This is a genomic window from Streptomyces sp. NPDC054770 (assembly GCF_053611985.1).
In genome coordinates, this window is record NZ_JBSHBL010000014.1 from 33,913 (window position 1) to 50,260 (window position 16,348).

At 68.5% G+C, this 16,348-nt stretch carries 14 protein-coding genes and 1 pseudogene; 9 read left to right on the forward strand and 6 right to left on the reverse strand.

From position 1 onward, the window contains the following. The first annotated feature begins 112 nt into the window (after positions 1–112). Positions 113–2,029 carry a prolyl oligopeptidase family serine peptidase gene (locus ACWGKQ_RS15240; RefSeq protein ID WP_453292384.1) on the forward strand — a complete coding sequence of 639 codons (1,917 nt, stop codon included), beginning with the start codon at positions 113–115 and terminating at the stop codon, positions 2,027–2,029. Between the two features lie 124 nt (positions 2,030–2,153). On the opposite strand, the gene ACWGKQ_RS15245 is transcribed toward ACWGKQ_RS15240, so the two are convergent. Together ACWGKQ_RS15245 and ACWGKQ_RS15250 are read right to left on the reverse strand one after the other, a co-directional pair. Then, a complete protein-coding gene (locus ACWGKQ_RS15245; protein WP_453292385.1) occupies positions 2,154–2,492 on the reverse strand; it encodes a hypothetical protein in 339 nt (112 codons plus the stop codon). A gap of 143 nt (positions 2,493–2,635) precedes the next feature. Continuing rightward, the gene (locus ACWGKQ_RS15250; protein ID WP_453292386.1) at positions 2,636–3,991 is read right to left on the reverse strand and encodes an NAD(P)/FAD-dependent oxidoreductase; all 1,356 of its coding nucleotides are present in this window, start codon (positions 3,989–3,991) and stop codon (positions 2,636–2,638) included. Positions 3,992–4,220: 229 nt separating this feature from the next. Between ACWGKQ_RS15250 and ACWGKQ_RS15255 the strand changes: the two genes are divergently transcribed. Then, positions 4,221–4,478, forward strand: coding sequence for a DUF5133 domain-containing protein (locus ACWGKQ_RS15255; protein ID WP_453292387.1), 258 nt, complete (start codon positions 4,221–4,223; stop codon positions 4,476–4,478). 91 nt (positions 4,479–4,569) lie between these two features. On the opposite strand, the gene ACWGKQ_RS15260 is transcribed toward ACWGKQ_RS15255, so the two are convergent. Together ACWGKQ_RS15260 and aceE are read right to left on the reverse strand one after the other, a co-directional pair. Further along, positions 4,570–5,055 (reverse strand): MarR family winged helix-turn-helix transcriptional regulator, encoded by a 486-nt coding sequence (locus ACWGKQ_RS15260; RefSeq protein ID WP_453292388.1) that lies wholly within the window; start codon positions 5,053–5,055, stop codon positions 4,570–4,572. Between the two features lie 374 nt (positions 5,056–5,429). Next, positions 5,430–8,123: pseudogene (gene aceE, locus ACWGKQ_RS15265) on the reverse strand (pyruvate dehydrogenase (acetyl-transferring), homodimeric type). A 358-nt stretch (positions 8,124–8,481) separates the two neighbouring features. Between aceE and ACWGKQ_RS15270 the strand changes: the two are divergent. The 4 genes from ACWGKQ_RS15270 (at position 8,482) to ACWGKQ_RS15285 (ending at position 11,111) form a co-directional block, all read left to right on the forward strand. Then, positions 8,482–8,955 carry a carboxymuconolactone decarboxylase family protein gene (locus ACWGKQ_RS15270; protein ID WP_453292389.1) on the forward strand — a complete coding sequence of 158 codons (474 nt, stop codon included), beginning with the start codon at positions 8,482–8,484 and terminating at the stop codon, positions 8,953–8,955. 301 nt (positions 8,956–9,256) lie between these two features. Beyond that, complete coding sequence (locus ACWGKQ_RS15275) at positions 9,257–9,667, forward strand: cupin domain-containing protein (protein ID WP_453292390.1); 411 nt, start codon at positions 9,257–9,259, stop codon at positions 9,665–9,667. Positions 9,668–9,734: 67 nt separating this feature from the next. After that, positions 9,735–10,358, forward strand: a complete 624-nt coding sequence (locus ACWGKQ_RS15280) for a DUF5134 domain-containing protein (RefSeq protein WP_453292391.1) — start codon at positions 9,735–9,737, stop codon at positions 10,356–10,358. A 255-nt stretch (positions 10,359–10,613) separates the two neighbouring features. Further along, positions 10,614–11,111, forward strand: a complete 498-nt coding sequence (locus ACWGKQ_RS15285) for an Ohr family peroxiredoxin (RefSeq protein WP_453292392.1) — start codon at positions 10,614–10,616, stop codon at positions 11,109–11,111. 139 nt (positions 11,112–11,250) lie between these two features. Here ACWGKQ_RS15285 and ACWGKQ_RS15290 read toward each other — a convergent pair whose 3' ends face one another. Continuing rightward, a complete protein-coding gene (locus ACWGKQ_RS15290) occupies positions 11,251–11,781 on the reverse strand; it encodes a DUF1003 domain-containing protein (RefSeq protein WP_453292393.1) in 531 nt (176 codons plus the stop codon). Positions 11,782–12,304: 523 nt separating this feature from the next. On the opposite strand from ACWGKQ_RS15290, the gene ACWGKQ_RS15295 reads away from it, so the two are divergent. The 3 genes from ACWGKQ_RS15295 to ACWGKQ_RS15305 all read left to right on the forward strand — a co-directional run bounded on the left by ACWGKQ_RS15295 (position 12,305) and on the right by ACWGKQ_RS15305 (position 15,436). Then, on the forward strand, positions 12,305–14,035 hold the full coding sequence (locus ACWGKQ_RS15295) for an L-aspartate oxidase (protein ID WP_453292394.1): 1,731 nt from the start codon (positions 12,305–12,307) through the stop codon (positions 14,033–14,035). Further along, positions 13,930–14,229 (forward strand): alpha/beta hydrolase fold domain-containing protein, encoded by a 300-nt coding sequence (locus ACWGKQ_RS15300; protein ID WP_453292395.1) that lies wholly within the window; start codon positions 13,930–13,932, stop codon positions 14,227–14,229. The genes ACWGKQ_RS15295 and ACWGKQ_RS15300 overlap by 106 nt, the downstream gene beginning before the upstream one ends. Positions 14,230–14,560: 331 nt before the next feature. Continuing rightward, the gene (locus ACWGKQ_RS15305) at positions 14,561–15,436 is read left to right on the forward strand and encodes an alpha/beta fold hydrolase (RefSeq protein WP_453292396.1); all 876 of its coding nucleotides are present in this window, start codon (positions 14,561–14,563) and stop codon (positions 15,434–15,436) included. A gap of 267 nt (positions 15,437–15,703) precedes the next feature. Here the strand turns inward: ACWGKQ_RS15305 and ACWGKQ_RS15310 are convergent, their stop codons facing one another. Then, the gene (locus ACWGKQ_RS15310) at positions 15,704–16,309 is read right to left on the reverse strand and encodes a TetR/AcrR family transcriptional regulator (RefSeq protein ID WP_453292397.1); all 606 of its coding nucleotides are present in this window, start codon (positions 16,307–16,309) and stop codon (positions 15,704–15,706) included. Between the last annotated feature and the right edge of the window lie 39 nt (positions 16,310–16,348).

Here is a 16,348-nt window from a genome sequence, read left to right on the forward strand (position 1 = left end):
TTTGGAGCCCCATGAACGTCGTTGCCCCGTGTCCTGCGATGCCTCGTCAGGTGGCTGTGCGGTGAGGGCCGTCGCTCCCTTCGGCTCATGGCCGTCCCGCATCAGCAGCGAGGTGGCCACGGCAGGATTGGCTGCCGGGCAGATCGCGGCGCCGTCGTACGTCGGCGTGGTCGGCGACGAAGTGTGGTGGGTGGAACCGCGCCCGCAGGAGGACGGCCGGACAGCGCTCGTTCGCCGGCGTGCGGACGGTGTGACGGAGTCGCTGCTGCCGGCACCGTGGGATGTACGCAGTCGGGTCATCGAGTACGGCGGCCGTCCCTGGGGCGCCGCGGCCGACGGGACGGCAACGCTCGTCGCCTTTGTCCATTGCGCGGACCAGCGGCTGTACGCATTCCGTGTCGACCGGGGCAGGCACAGCGCCCCCTGTCCGCTGACGCCGGTGTCGCCGGTGGGCGCGGGCCTTCGCTGGGTCGAACCGGTTCTGGACCTCGAACGGGGCGAAGTCCGGTGCGTGCTGGAGGAGTTCACCGGGGATGGCGCCGATGACGTGCGGCGGGTCCACGCTGCGGTGCCACTGGACGGGGCGGCGGCCACGGACCGTTCGGCCGTGCGGGAGCTTTCGCCCGCAACCCATCGCTTCGTCTCCCAGACGCGGCTGTCTCCCGACGGACGGCATGCCGTATGGCTTGCCTGGAACCACCCCCACATGCCCTGGGACGCGGCAGGACTGCGTATCGCCGAAGTGAGCGACGACGGCTGCCTGCGGCAGGCTCGGACGCTGACGGGCGGGCCCGGAGATCCGGTGGCCCAAGCGGAATGGCTGCCGGACGGCACACTGGTCGCGGCCTGTGAGGGCACCGGATGGTGGAACCTGTACGCGGTGGATCCGGACACCGGTGACAGGCGGCCGCTCTACCCGGCCAGTGAAGAGTTCGCGGGCCTTCAGCGCTTGGGACACCGGTGGTTCTGGCCGCTGTCCGACGGCCGCCTGGCAGTCCTGCACGGAGTGGGAGGGCAGCGGCTCGGTGTCCTCGACCCGGATCGCCGGAAACTCCTCGATGTACCGGGCCCGGCGGACGAATGGCTACCCCACCTTCATGCCGCCGGGAGCCGGATCGTCGGCGTGGCGGCCACGCGCCACTCCCCCTATGAGGTCGTGGAGGTGGACGCGGCTTCGCTGGAAGTCCCGACCCTGGTTCACGCGTCCAGGTCCGCGGCCGATCCCGCATACCTGCCGACACCCGTACCCCGTGTCTTCGAAAGCCCTGGAGGCCACGCGATCCATGCGCAGGTATACGCCCCGCGCAACCCCCGATTCACGGGTCCGCCGAACGAGGTACCTCCGCTGGTGATCTGGGCGCACGGTGGTCCAGGTCTCAGAGCCCCCCTCGCTCCCAATCCGGAGATCGCGTACTTCACCTCCCGCGGCATCGCGGTCGCGGAGGTCAACTACGGTGGCACCCCCGGATACGGGCGCGCCTATCGTGAACGGCTGCGCGGACAGTGGGGTGTGGTGGACGTCGAGGACTGCGCCGCGGTCGCGCAGGCCCTGGTCGACGAGGGTACGGCGGCCGCCGGCCGCGTGGCGATCCGCGGCGGCAGCGCCGGAGGGTTCACCGCGGCGCTCTCGGTGGCGGCAGGCGATCTCTATGCCTGTGCCGCCCTGTTCTATCCAGTGGTGGATCTTGTGTCTCTCGCCGCAGGAGGGACGCATGACTTCGAGTCGCACTACCTGGACGCGCTCATCGGCCCGAAAGACCGGACTGACCTCTACCGTGCCCGGTCCCCGATCCAGCACGCGGACCGTATCCAGGTCCCGCTGATCCTCTTCCAGGGAACACAGGACGTGGTATGCCCACCTCCTCAGGCAAAAGCGTTCACCGACGCGCTGTCCCCGCACCCGGAGCGATACGTGCACCGCACCTTCGAGGGCGAGGGGCACGGCTTCCGCCGGCAGACGACGCTGATGACATGCCTGGAAGAGGAACTGCGGTTCTACGCCGACGTGTTCGGTTTCGCAGTGGCCTAGGGCCTGTTCGACGGTCTCGCCGTTCGCCGTCCACGGTGCCCGGAACGCTGTGATCTGCCCTGGCCTTGCCGTCGTCGGCCGCCTGGGTCCGGATCAGTCATGAGCGGAGCGAACCGCCGGTGGCTCAGGTCAACGTCCCCAGGAGCACAGCGACACACAGCATCGCAGCGGTGATCAGAGCCATCGCAGTCGCCGTTCCGCGCAGCCAGTGTCCGAAGCGCACGTGGTGCCGCTCTTCCGCCAGGCTGATGCGGTCCGAGATGTGCTCCGTGACCATACGGGCGACGTACTGCTGCTCGTCGAGATACCACCGCTCGATATCCGTCTTCTGCCCCTGGGTCAGCCCTGGGGCCCGCGCGGTGAACGCTGCCACACGCTGACGTGCCGCTTGCAGATGAGCCTCCCGGTAGAGGTGCATCTCGATGTCGGTGAGGCCGCGCTCGGCCTCCTTGCTCGCGTCCATGGTGTCCTCCGGAGAGAGCGGTCGTCAGGGAAGAGGCGGCGGTACTCCCCGCTGCAGGTGAGGGAGGCACGAACCTGCCGGGTCGTACTTCGTCGTGGACCTTCAGATCGGATGGGCCGTCCTGCTGGGCCTTTCCGGCATGCTCATGCGGCCGGGCGTTCGCTCGCGCGGTTCTCACGGGGCCGGTTCGGACCGGCGTTCGTGACGAACGCGTCCCGTGGATGCTGGACGGAGGCGAGGGAGACGAGATCCCTGCCCCACAGCGCGGCCGTGAGCCAGACGGCGAGAACGCGGACCTTGCGCTCCCAGCTGGGCACGGCCAGGACGTGATAGCCCCGGTGCATGAGCCAGGCGGGAAGTCCCTTGATGACGATGCCCTTGTACTGGAAGATGCCACGCCCCAGACCCAGCGTCGCCACCACTCCGAGACTGCTGTGGCGATAGTTCCGGGTCCCGCGTCCCCGGAGGCTTGCTGCGATGTTCTTCGCAAGGCGCTTGCCCTGCCGCACGGCATGCTGGGCGTTGGGCACCGTATGCGCGCCCGGTACCGGAGACGCGAGGTCCGGAACGGCCGCGTCGTCTCCGGCCGCCCACGCATCCGGCACGGGATCGCTGTCGGTACCCACGCGCAGATCGGGCCGTACGACGATCAGGCCGCGCTCGTCGACGGGCAGGTCCGTGTGGTTGTGCACGACCGGATTCGAAGCGTTCCCCGCGGCCCAGACGATCAACGCGGAATCGAATTCCGTTCCGTTGGACAGCACGACGTGGCCGTCTTCGGCGGAGAGCAGCTGCGTGTTCAGGTGGACTTGCGCGCCACGCTGTTCCAAAGAGCGCACGACCCAGGCACCAGGCTTGTCCCCCACCTCGGGCAGGATTCGGCCTCGGGCCTCGACCAGGTGGAACGACACCTCGTCGAAGCTCAGTTCCGGGTAGAACCTGACCATCGCGGCCGCCAGCGACAGCAGTTCACCGAAGCCCTCGACGCCGGAGAACCCGCCGCCCACGAACGTGACGGTGAGCAGCCTCCGCCGCTCGGCACCGGGCGGCAGTGACGCCGCCTGGTCGAACGCCGTCATCAGCCGGTCGCGAATGGCCACCGCCTCCTCGACATGCTTCAGGCCTATCGCCTGCTCCGCCACCCCGGGCACAGGGAAGGTACGGGTCACGGCACCGGCAGTGACCACAAGGGTGTCGTATGCGAGTTCGTAGTCCGCTCCGCTCGTCGAGCGTACGGACACCGTCCGGTCCGCGTGGCGGATCTCCGTCACGCTCCCCGCGATCAGCCGGGTGCTGCGCAGGTGTCGCCGCAACGACACGGCAGCGTGACGCGCCTCGACCGATCCAGCTGTCACCTCCGGCAGGAAGGGTTGGTACGTCATGTAAGGACGCGGGTCGACCACCGTGACCCGTGCTTCGCCCTTGCGCAGCTTCTTCTCAAGGCGCCAGGCAGTGTAGAAGCCCGCATAACCCCCACCGACTATCAGAATCTCACGCATCGGTTCCTCTGTCCGTTGTTCGACATCAGATAGACCGGACCGGCCAGGACGGTGTGACACGACCGTGGCGATGAAGCGATGGAGTCGATCTCGTCACACATTCCGGGGGCATCCGGTCTTCACTCGGGGCAGCGGTGTGGGCCGCGGAGGCACACGAACGCTGTCGTCGCCGAGCGTGAGTTGGCATCAGGTGCCGGCGTGACTCGAACTCAAGAGAGAAGGCCTGACTGTGCTCGTTGTTCCGGATCCGAAGGTCGTCAGAAGGCTGCTGACCCGGTACGCGTCCCTGCAGATCGCGCTCGCCGAAAGCGAGGTGCGGGAATGGGCACGCGAGCTCGAGGACGTGAGTTACACGCTGTGCATCACGATGGGAGCCCGGAACGTGCACGAGGCCATAGCGGCCGCGGACACGCTGCTCGTGGCCCGGGCCGGGCGCAGCAGTGTCCAGGAGCCGGACGGCGAGGACGGTGTGCCGGTGCTCGTCTGAGGCCGCCCAGGGCACGCCGACCGTCGTCGTCGCCAGCCGCGGCGGCGCCTACCCGCCCGGTAATGGACACCGCCGCGGCACGCGGGCGCGCCTATCCCTCGCCCTCCGCGGGATGGGCGAACCGGGTCAACAGCCCCCTCAGCTGTTCGACCTCGCCCGGGGCCAGCTCGGCCACCAGACGCTCGGCCAGCGGCTCCGCCGCCACATGCGCCGCATCGAAAAGCTCGACACCCTCAGGCGTGATCTCCACCGCCCGCACCCGCCGGTCCCCTGGAACCGCCTTGCGTACAGCCAGCCCCATGCGTTCCAGGTCGTCCACGACCCGCATGATCCCCGCCTTGTCCGACCCCGTCTCCGTCACCAGATCCCGCTGCACCGTGGGCCCGCGGTCCATCAGCACGAGCAGCACCGCGAAATGCCGCAGCTCGACACCCAGTGGGCGCAGCGCCTCCGTCATCACCGCAGCCGCACGCCAGTGCGCCCGCCGCAACAGCAGACCGAGAGCGAAGGGCGAGGGATCCCCGGGACGGTCAGTCGCACGCGAGCCGGCGGAGGGGTGAGGAACGTCGGCAGCCACGACCCCAGATTACCAGCCGTTGATTCATCCGATACAGTATCGTTTGAAACAAAATGCGGCTGCGCACGCCTCCACCGTGCCCCACAGCCCCGATGCGGGATCGCACCGGGTGCCGGGCCGGCGGACGAGCGGCAGACGGCGGCCTCATTCTGACCGGTCGACGGCGCGCCGGCAGGGTTGGGAAACCCATCCGATCCGGCGCCACGGTCAGAAACGGGAGGGCCTGCTCGTCGCGGGGACCAACCTCCCGGACGTGATCACCGGAGGGCCGGGGCGGCAAGCGCGTTGGTACCGGCCACCCGGCCGGAGAGCTCACCATTGCGCCCCGACGGGCTGCGCATCAGCGTCCCGGGCCTGGTACCGGGTCGACGGCCCTAATGGCTCGCCTCCGGCCAGCCGTAGCGGTCGCGGGCCTGGACAACCGTCTCCAAGGCGATGGCGCCGGCCCGCACCAACTGGTCCAGGGCGGCGACAACGATCGACTCGGCGTCCACATGGAAGTAGCGGCGTACGGCATCCCGGGTGTCCGACAGTCCGAAGCCGTCCGTTCCCAGCGATGTGTAGTCCTGCTCGACCCACTGGCTGATCTGATCGGGCACCTGCCGCATCCAGTCGCTGACCGCCAGAACCGGCCCGGGGCTGCCCGACAGCGCAGCCGTCACGTACGGGACGCGCTCCTCACCCCGAAGCCGCGCCTTGTCGGCACTCAAGGCATCGCGGCGCAGTTCCGTCCAGGAGGTCACCGACCACACGTCGGCCCGGACTCCCCACTGGGACATGAGGAGTTCCTGGGCCTCCAGCACCCAGTGGATGGCCGTGCCGGAAGCCAGCAGCTGGATCCGCGGTCCCGCACCGGGTGCCTCCGCCTGCCGGAACCGGTGGATGCCCCGCAGGATCCCCTCCTCGACCGCCGGCCCGGTGGGCATGGCCGGCTGTTGCTTGGGCTCGTTGTAGACCGTCAGGTAGTAGAAGCGTCTTCGGGCCGGTCGCCGTACATCCGCCGCAGCCCTTCCCTGACGATCACCGCGATCTCGTACGCGAAGGCCGGGTCGTAGCTCACCGCGGCCGGATTCGCGGATGCCAGCAAGTGGGAATGTCCGTCGGCGTGTTGCAGTCCCTCGCCGGTCATCGTCGCACGGCCGGCCGTCGCCCCGATGACGAACCCGCGCCCCATCTGGTCTGCCAGGGCCCAGAACTGGTCACCGGTCCGCTGGAAACCGAACATGGCGTAGAACATGTAGAACGGGATCATGGGCTCGCCGTGCGTGGCGTGCGAGGTCGCCGCGGCGGTGAACTCGGCCATGGAACCGGCCTCGGTGATGCCTTCGTCGATGAGCTGGCCGTTCTCGGCTTCGCGGTAGTAGAGCAGCTGGTCCGCGTCGACCGGTTCGTAGGTCTGGCCGTGCGGCGAGTAGATCCCGGCCGTCGGGAACAGGGATTCCATGCCGAACGTGCGGGCTTCGTCGGGGATGATCGGCACCCAGCGCGGCCCCGTCCCCTCGACGCGCATCAGGTCCTTGACCAGCCGGACAAGAGCCATGGTGGTGGCCACCTCTTGTTTGCCGAAGCCCTTCTTCAGGGCGTCGAAGGGCGCGTCCGGGGCCTGTTGTATCGGCTTGGCGACCACCCTGCGTACCGGCGCGGGGCCGCCCAGGGCCGTACGCCGGTCGCGCAGGTACTGCACCTCTTCCGAGCTCTCACCGGGGTGCCAGTACGGCACCAGCTCGCCGCTCAGCGCGCTGTCGGGAATGGGAAGCCGGAGCACGTCACGCATGTGACGGAACTGCGCCATGGTCAGCTTCTTCATCTGGTGATTGGCGTTGCGGGACTCGAAGCCCGCACCCAGTGTGTGTCCCTTCACCGTCTGGGCGAGGATGACGGTCGGCGCTCCGTGGTGCTCGACCGCGGCGCGATAGGCGGCATGGACCTTGAGGGGCTCGTGCCCGCCGCGCGAGTTCTCGAACAGATCGGTGAGCTGGGCGTCGCTGAGGCGGGCGGCGATGCCGGAGAGCGCATCGCCGGTGAAGAAGTTCTTGCGTGTGTAGGCGGCGTCCCGTGCGGCGTACGTCTGCATCTGGGCGTCGGGTACCTCACCGAGGCGATGCACCAGGGCCCCTGGTGTCGTGTCGCAGCACGGCGTCCCAAGCCTCGCCCCACAGGGACTTCACCACGTTCCAGCCCGCTCCTCGGAACCGCCCCTCGAGTTCCTGAACGATCTTGGAATTCGACCGTACCGGGCCGTCCAGGCGCTGGAGGTTGCAGTTGATGACGAAGGTGAGGTTGTCGAGTCCCTCACGGGCGGCGAGCGCCAGCGCTGCCATCGCTTCGGGCTCGTCCATTTCCCCGTCCCCGAGGAATGCCCATACGCGGGAACCTGAGGTGTCCTTGATGCCGCGCGCGTACAGGTAGCGGTTGAACCGAGCCTGGTAGATGGCGGCGAGCGGACCGAGTCCCATGGAAACAGTCGGAAACTCCCACAGCCACGGGAGCCGGCGGGGGTGGGGGTAGGACGGCAGTCCGTGGCCGCCGGCCTCCCGTCGGAAACCGTCCAACTGCTTCTCGTCGAGGCGCCCTTCCAGGAACACGCGGGCGTAGATGCCGGGCGAGGCATGCCCCTGCACATACAGCTGATCGCCCGAGCCGTCCCCGTTCTTGCCTTTGAAGAAATGGTTGAACCCGACCTCGTAGAGCCATGCCGCCGAAGCGTAGGTGGCTATGTGACCGCCGAGCCCCAGGCGGGCGCCGCGTGTCACCATCGCTGCCGCGTTCCAGCGGTTCAGGGCGGTGATCCTGGACTCCATGGCGACATCACCGGGAAAGACGGGCTGCGCGGACGCCGGGATCGTGTTGACGTAGTCCGAGGACAGGAGCCCGGGCAGGGCGATCCCGGACCTGGCCGCGTGCTCGTGCACTCGTCGCAGCAGGTACACCGCCCGATCCGGCCCCGCGTTCCGCACGACGGCGTCAAGTGATGCCTGCCATTCGGCGGTTTCCTCGGTGTCCCGGTCGGGCAGCTGGTCGAGCTCACTCGTCGCAGAGAACTCAGTGGGCCCGGACGGATCACTCATGGCAGCCTTTCTGTCACAGCGTGGGGAGGGGGAGAGACCCTTCACAACACCTAGGACCGCGCCCGGGCCACTCCTGTGACAGTCCTCGACATCGCGCCGTGGTGCCCGGAACACGTTTCGTCCGCTCCGCGGGAGGGCGCGGCAAGGCGCGGTGTCGGCGACAGGTCTTCGCAACCACGACCGACAGCTGGCCGGCCCGGTCGCCTTCCTGTCGAGCGCCACGGCCCGCCTGGCGCCCGCGCCCATCGGCACCGGCTCCGATCCGGAAGTGGACACACAGCGCGCAGGCCCTCGGTGTCACACCTTGCCGGGCTGTCCGGTCAGTAGTGCGTACCAGCAATTCTGGCCAGGAGGGTCAATGAACGCACGCCTCAACTACTACGGCAATCCCCTCGCGGGCAAGGTGCTGAAGCACCTCTTCTCCGCCAGCAAGGCGCTGTCGGAGTCGACGCTGCCGGCCACCATTCAGTATCTGGTGGAGATCCGCGCCAGCCAGATCAACGGCTGCGGCTTCTGCACCGACATGCACACCAAAGAGGCCGCCCACGCGGACGAGACCTCGGTACGGCTCAACCTGGTCGCCGCCTGGCGGGAGGCGACGGTCTTCACCGAGGCCGAGCGCGCCGCGCTGGAGCTGGCCGAGCAGGGCACCCGCGTCGCGGACGCGGCCGGTGGTGTCACCGACGAGGCCTGGGCGAACGCCGCCAAGCACTTCGACGAGGACCAGCTCGCCGCGCTGACGACCCTCATCGCCGTCATCAACGCCTACAACCGCATCAACATCATCACCCAGCAGCCGGCCGGCAGCTACAAGGTCGGCATGTTCGGCTGAGCCAGGGTCCGGATTCCTCGCGGCCCGGTATCGGCCGCCGGGCCGCCTTTCTGTTGGCAGGGGCCGACGGTATACCCGACCTGCCTGTCGGCCCGCTCAATGCCGCGCAGCCGGCCGAATGGTGGAGACCACCGGCAGGGGGGAGGGTGATATGAGGACTCGCTGCGCGTAAGGCAGGAGGCGCGCGGCCTTTCACAGATACGGGCCGCGCTTTGTCTTCGCTGTAAAGCAAGTTGTTGTGGGCCCGGAATTGCCGACGTGAGATCGTCCGCTCCGGGCACGTCTACGGAGGTGTAACACAATGCACGAAATGCACTCAGAGGACGGCTTCGGACCCAAGATGCTGGCGGATGTCAAGCCGCCTTTCATTCCCGAGGGCGCTTCGGGAATGACTGTCCTTGTCGAGTGGGCTCCCGGTCACCCTGGGACTCCCCCGCACCGCCACTCGGGGCCGTGTTTCGGCTACGTGCTCGAGGGAGCGGTCCGGTGGGAGCTCGAGGGTGAACCGGAGCACGTGATCAAGGCCGGTGAGACGTTCTGGGAGCCGGGCGGTGAGGTGATCCACTATCAGAACGGCAACGCCTCGTCGGACGCGCCGGCCAAGTACATCGTGTTCATGATGTGCGCGCCGGGCCAGCCGATGCTCACGCTGGTCGACGACGAGGAACTGGAGAAGCGGGCCCATCTGCGCGCCCCGCGGCCCACCGCCTGACCCGCCGCCTGCGCACAGACCGGTTCCGAACGGAGCCCGCTCGCTCCGTGGGAGGACGCCGTACGGCATGACCGCCACTGATGTCGTGTCCTGCATGCTGACAGCGCTGTTCGCGGCCGCGGCCGTGCGCGCACTGCGGTACGCCCTCGTGTCACGGAGCGTTGAATGGCGCAGCCGAGTCGACCACATCCTGCACACCGCCATGGCCCTGGCCATGGCGGTGATGCCGTGGAGCCGCGGTCCTGGGCTGCCGGCGCTGCCGCAGACGGTCTTCTTCGCGGCCGCTGCTCTGTGGTTCCCGCTGACCGCGGCCGGCTGCCGTCAACGGTCGATACTGACCGCGGCCGCACGGAGGCTGCCGTACGCGGTCGGCATGGCCGCGATGGCCTGGATGACGCTCTCCATGGCGGGCCCCTCGCACCAGCCCGTGGCCGAAGGTCTCCCGTCGGAGCACCAGGCCGTGCACCTCAGTCACTCCGCGGGGGAATCGAAGGCCGGCACCGTGGTCACCGGGGTACTGGCGCTGTACCTGCTCGTGGTCGCTCTCCGGTCACTGACCCGTGGCATGCCCACGCTACGCAGCGATTCGGACGCCGTAGCCATCTCCACCGGCAGGAGGGAGCCTTTCGGCTGCTTCTGGGACGGATCGATGGCTTTGGGAACGGTCATCATGCTGCTGATACACCCCTGACCGCCATCAGCAGGGGGGACGTGTCGGTCAACTGACTGTCCGCATCTGGAAACCCTCCTTACACGAAGGTGTGCCAAAAATGGCATTCAACATTACTGGTCCGTTGGGCTCTGCCCCTGACCTGGAATCCGGTACCGCACGGCGGCGTGGCACAAAGAAGCCGCGTGACGTGAAAAGGCCGACGGACGTCAGCTTTCCTGCGTCGTTCTCGGCTCAGTGCCCGGCCGTGCACTGCAACGCTGACGGAGTCATGCCGTGACCGAGTGGACCCGGTTGCCCAATCTGTCCACCGAAAAGGACTTCGACGGAGCGGCCTTCGCCCCGATCTACACCACGACGGTGACGGTGAGCGGGGGGACGGCGAGTCACGGGCGGGCCTCGGGAAGGGCACGCTCGGGCGACGGAGTCCTGGATCTCAACCTGCGCATGCCCACGGAGCTGGGAGGAGACGGCCAGGGGACGAATCCCGAGCAGTTGTTCGCCGCCGGTTTCGCCGCCTGCTTCCACGGGGCGCTGAGTCTGGCCGCACGGCAGGCCGCGCTCGACCCCACAGCGATCTCCGTGGAGGCGACCGTGGCCTTTGGACGGGACCCGGAAGACGGCGGCTACTTGTTGCACGTCGACCTCGAGGTCAAGTGGCCCGACATCGACCCTGTCGTCGCCGCCCCGCTCGTGAAGAAGGCCGACTCGCTGTGCCCTTACACGAAGATGGCCCTACGGGGAACGCCGACAAGCATCAGGCTGGCCTCATAGCCGACGGCATGGGCTGCCCGACCTGCTCTGGATGTCGTCTGAAGCCGTCGTGTGCCTCATGCCGGCACACGGCGGCTCTTCGCACTCAAGGAAAATACCCCGCAGAGCGTCCCACGGCGCAGCCGTTGCAAGGCCACGTTCACAGGGCGTCCGGGGCCACCGGCGGAACCCCGGACCCCGGTTCCATCGCGCTCTTGCTCTGCTGGATGATCTCCTGGACGTGAAGCTCGATCTCCTGCGGATTCAGGCCGAGCGCCTTGCCTATGTGCACGGCCCAGACCTCGGCGCGAAGATTGGTCTCGAAATCCAGATCCGCCCGGACGTTCTCACGAGCGGCCTGCCGATTCTGGCTCACCATGACGAATGTGGACAGGAAGATGGCCTCCAGGCTCACGATCATGGTGAGCAGCCCGAACGGGTAGGGGTCGAAGACCGCTTCGGAGCCGAACAGCCTGAGGTTGAGGGCGATCCACACCGCAAACCAGACGGCATGGACGTACACGAAGCCCATCGTGCCCGCGAAGGCTGTGATGGCGTCGGCAAACCGGTCCTGCGACGTGCGCCTCCTGGCGAACACCAGCCGCTCGTGGCGCAAGCGGAGGTCGAGGCGATGAGTGCCGCCGGAAGCGGAGCTCGACCGGAAGGCTCGGCCTCCGGAGTGAACGGTCATTCCCACTTACTGCCTCATTCCCTCGCCGGGGACGCCACCGCCCCCAGCGATCGATGGCCCCGCAACTTGCCTGCTGGGAACCGCTGCGCGAATGCCGAAGGCAGCCATGTCCGACGGACGGCTCGCCCCGGCGCACGGCTGTGCAGTGGCGTACGGCGTCTTCCGCTCCGCCGTCCGACGGAGACGATCAGTGGTCAGCCGGCTCGCGAAGGCAGTGTTCGGCCGGAGGTATGACCATGCAGCCCACGAGGTTGTGACAGCTCGCGCCAGCCCCGCCCGGGCCGTCGCCAGGTTTGTCATGGAATAAGGGGTTGAGCGGTCCGACGGAAGGACGGTCGCAGCGGCCCGCCGGCGGGGAAGCACCTGCCGGCAGGCACGGGAGTGACCCGGATTACGCGCCGTCTTTCGCCCATGTCGAGGTCAGCGGACAGCACCCGCCATGGGAGCGGCCGCGGAAGGTGTCACAGATTCAGGAACGTCCTGGTCCTACTGAGTGACAATCCCTCGGCAATCGGAGTAGATCGTGGCTATCACCGAACAACGTCTTTCCACCACGGTGCTGGTGATCGGAACCGGAGGTGCCGGGCTGCGTGCGGCGATCGAACTGGCCGAGGCCGGTATCGATGTCCTCGCCGTCGGCAAGCGCCCCAAGGAGGACGCCCATACGGCACTTGCCGCCGGCGGCATCAACGCGGCGCTGGCCACCATGGACCCGGAGGACAGCTGGCAGCAGCACGCGGCCGACACGATCAAGGAGAGCTACCTGCTCGCCGATCCCCGCACAGTGGAGATCGTCACCCAGGGCGCCGCCCGTGGCATCGCCGACCTGGAGCGCTACGGCATGACCTTCGCCCGGGAGGAGGACGGCCGGATCTCCCAGCGCTTCTTCGGCGCGCACACCTTCCGGCGGACCGCCTTCGCCGGCGACTACACCGGCCTGGAGATCCAGCGCACGCTCATCCGGCGCGCGGAACAACTGCGCATCCCCGTCCTCGACGGCGTCTACATCACCAGCCTTCTGGTCCACGACGGCGCCGTCTTCGGCGCCTACGGCTTCGACCTCACCCATGGCACCCGGTACCTGATCCACGCCGACGCCGTCATCCTCGCCGCGGGCGGCCACACCCGGATCTGGCGGCGGACCTCCTCGCGTCGTGACGAGAACACGGGTGACTCGTTCCGTCTTGCCGTGGAGGCCGGCGCCCGCCTGCGCGACCCCGAACTGGTGCAGTTCCACCCGTCCGGAATCATCGAGCCGGAGAACGCGGCCGGCACCCTCGTCAGTGAGGCCGCGCGCGGTGAGGGCGGCATCCTGCGCAACGCCCTCGGTGAGCGGTTCATGAACCGCTACGACCCCGTCCGCATGGAGCTGTCCACCCGTGACCGGGTCGCCCTGGCCTCCTACACGGAGATCAAGGAAGGCCGCGGCACCCCCAAGGGCGGTGTGTGGCTCGACGTCTCCCACCTGCCCCGGCAGACGATCATGACGCGTCTCCCCCGGGTGTACCAGACCCTGCTGGACCTCCAGATGCTGGACATCACCCGCGACCCCATCGAGATCGCGCCCACCGCGCACTACTCGATGGGCGGGGTGTGGGTCCGCCCCGAGGACCACAGCACCGACGTACGCGGCCTGTACGCCATCGGCGAGGCGTCCAGCGGTCTGCACGGCGCCAACCGGCTGGGCGGGAACAGCCTCATAGAGCTGCTGGTCTTCGGCCGCATCACGGGCCGGGCGGCCGCCGACTACGCGCAGTCGCTGACCGCCCAGCCACGCTCGGCGTCGGCGGTCGCGGCCGCCCGCGCGGAGATCGACGAGCTGCTCGCGGCGGACGGCCCGGAGAACGTCCGCGCCCTGCAGCGCGCCATCCGCACCACCATGACCGAGCACGCGGGAGTCGTGCGCGACGAAGCAGGCCTGCGCGCCGGCCTGGCGGAGCTCGCGACCATCGAGAAGCGGATGCAGGACGTCGGCGTCCACCCGGACATCGCCGGCTTCCAGGACCTCGCCCACGCCTTCGACCTCAAGTCCGCCGCTCTGGCCGCCCGGGCCACCCTCGAGGCGGCACTGGAGCGCCGCGAGACCCGCGGCTGCCACAACCGCAGCGACCACCCGCACCTGGACCCCGCCCAGCAGGTCAACCTCGTGTGGTCGCCCACGACCGGCATCACCCGCGAGAGCATTCCGGCCATCCCCGACGAGATCTCCTCTCTGATGGCAGAGGTCTCGACCGAAGGAAAACTCGCCGAATAACCTCGTGCACGGGCCCGGAGGGCGCCTGGAAGGTCCTGGACGGGCTTCAGGCGGCGCGGGCGAATGCCGCCGTCGTGTTCGTCGAGTACGACCGTTCCCCCGAGGTCAGGTACCCGGTCGCCAGCGAGCAGGCCTACGCGGCTGCTCGGTCGAGCACCGCGATGGGCACCGAGGCCGAGCAGACCCGGGCTTGAAGGCGGCGAGCGATGATCAGTTCCGGCCGCCCGTGCTGATCGGCCCCGTCCATACCCGTCGAGCGCCGACGGACACGATGAGCGCCTGAGGTGTCGCCGCGATCAGAGCGGCCGCCCGGTACCCGGCCGATCCGCGCGCGGCAAGCCCCATCGGTTCACCGATCGAGTCGATCCGCGGCCGAGCCCGTTCCCGGCAGGCCCGAGACATCCTCCCGGCTTGCCTGCCACGGCCTGCCTTGCCGTGACGTGCGACAGCGCGCTGTCGCGACAGATGCCGCTCCCGCTTTCCGGTAGCGGCAGAAATCCAACCCATGCTTCGAAGGGGCCTTTCATGAACCGTCGTTCTGCATACCGACGCACCCGCACTCCGCTCGCCGTCCTGGCCACGGCGAGCGTCGGAGCTGCGCTCCTCGTCACCGCGGTCGGTCCGGCGGGCGCATCGACCTCACCGGCCTCGGCCACCTCGTCCGCTCAGTCCGCCACTGCGAGCAGGCCGACCGTGGTGCTCGTGCACGGAGCCTGGGCCGACGGGTCCAGCTGGAACGGCGTCATCACCCGTCTGAAAAGCCAGGGCTACCACGTCGTTGCCCCGCCGAACCCGCTGCGCGGTGTGCGCAGCGACGCCGCCTACCTGGCCGACTACCTCAAGACGATCAAGGGCCCGATCGTACTGGCCGGCCACTCGTACGGCGGCATGGTCATCACGAACGCCGCCCTCGGCAACACCGACGTCGAGGCGCTCGTGTACATCGACGCCTTCATCCCCGCGAAGGGGCAGTCCGCAGGGGAGATCGCCGGCTCCCGGCCCGGTTCGGGAGTGATCGTGCCGGATCCGACCACGGTGTTCAACCTCGTCCCCTTCCCGGGCGCATCGGCCGGGGACGCGGATCTCTACCTGAAGCCGCAGGTCGTGCGTTCCTCGTTCGCCCAGGACCTGTCCGCCAAACAGCAGAACCAGATCATCGCGGCCCAGCGGCCGCTGGAAGCCTCCGCAGTCACCGAGCCGTCGGGGGACCCGGCGTGGAAATCAATTCGCTCGTGGGCCCTGATCGGGCGACAGGACAGGATCATCCCGGCGGCCGCGCAGGAGGCGACGGCAGAGGTCGCGAACACCAAGGTGAGAGAGATCAACTCCTCGCACCTCTCCCCGGTCTCCCATCCCGGTGCGGTGGCCGACCTCATCATCACCGCGGCCCGCGCGCGCTGATCATCAGCACGACTGTGCGATCTTGGTGGCCACGGTGGCCACCAGGATCGGGCGAGGGCGACCTGGCCGACGGCGACCAGGGGCAGGCCGATGCGCTGCGCTGCACCAGATCCCGAACCAGGGGCCCCGCGTAGCGGTCAGAGACCTACAGGTCACAAGGGGTGCCTCTCTCCGGAGCGGCACCCCTTCCGCATGACCTCGCCTCACCCTGGCCCGCGGATATCCCACCTCGGACCAGCGCGGGCAGCCCGTGAGCGGCGAGACCGCTCAGCACTCACCGGCCGGCCCCGGCCACAACGCCCGCACCGCGTCAGGCACCTCGGCCACGACAGCCGGATCGAGCAGAGCCACTTGAAGGATGTAGCCGGGGAGGACGGAGAGCATCGTTGAAGCGATCGCCTCCGCCGTCGCGTCCGCGGGCAGACTGCCGCGTTCCTGCTGGTCGCGGACCAAGGTGACCAGATTGGCGCGGATGCGGCCCATGAGATGGTCGAGCTTGCGCGCCAGCGAGCGGTTGCGCATGGCCTCCCCCCAGACCAGAACCGCGAGGCCGGCCACGTCCTCCTCGACAGACTTCACCCGAATCACATCGAGCAGTTCCGCCATGACCGCCCCCATGGACTGGCCCTGCCGGTTCGTGGCGACGGCGAGCGTGATGTCGAGGACATCGCGCATGTTCTCCTCAGCGATCGCGAGGATCATCTCGTCCTTGCTGGTGAAGTGGCGATACACCGCACCCGCGGACAGCCCCGCCTCCGCGAACAGGTCCTGCATGGACGTGGAGTGGAACCCGTCACGGAGGAAACAACGGCGCGCCGCGTCCAGGATCTGCTCGCGGCGGGCGTCCATGTGCTGCTGGGTGACCTTGGGCATGAGGCCAGCCTAACAAAGAAAACGAACATTCGTGTTGAC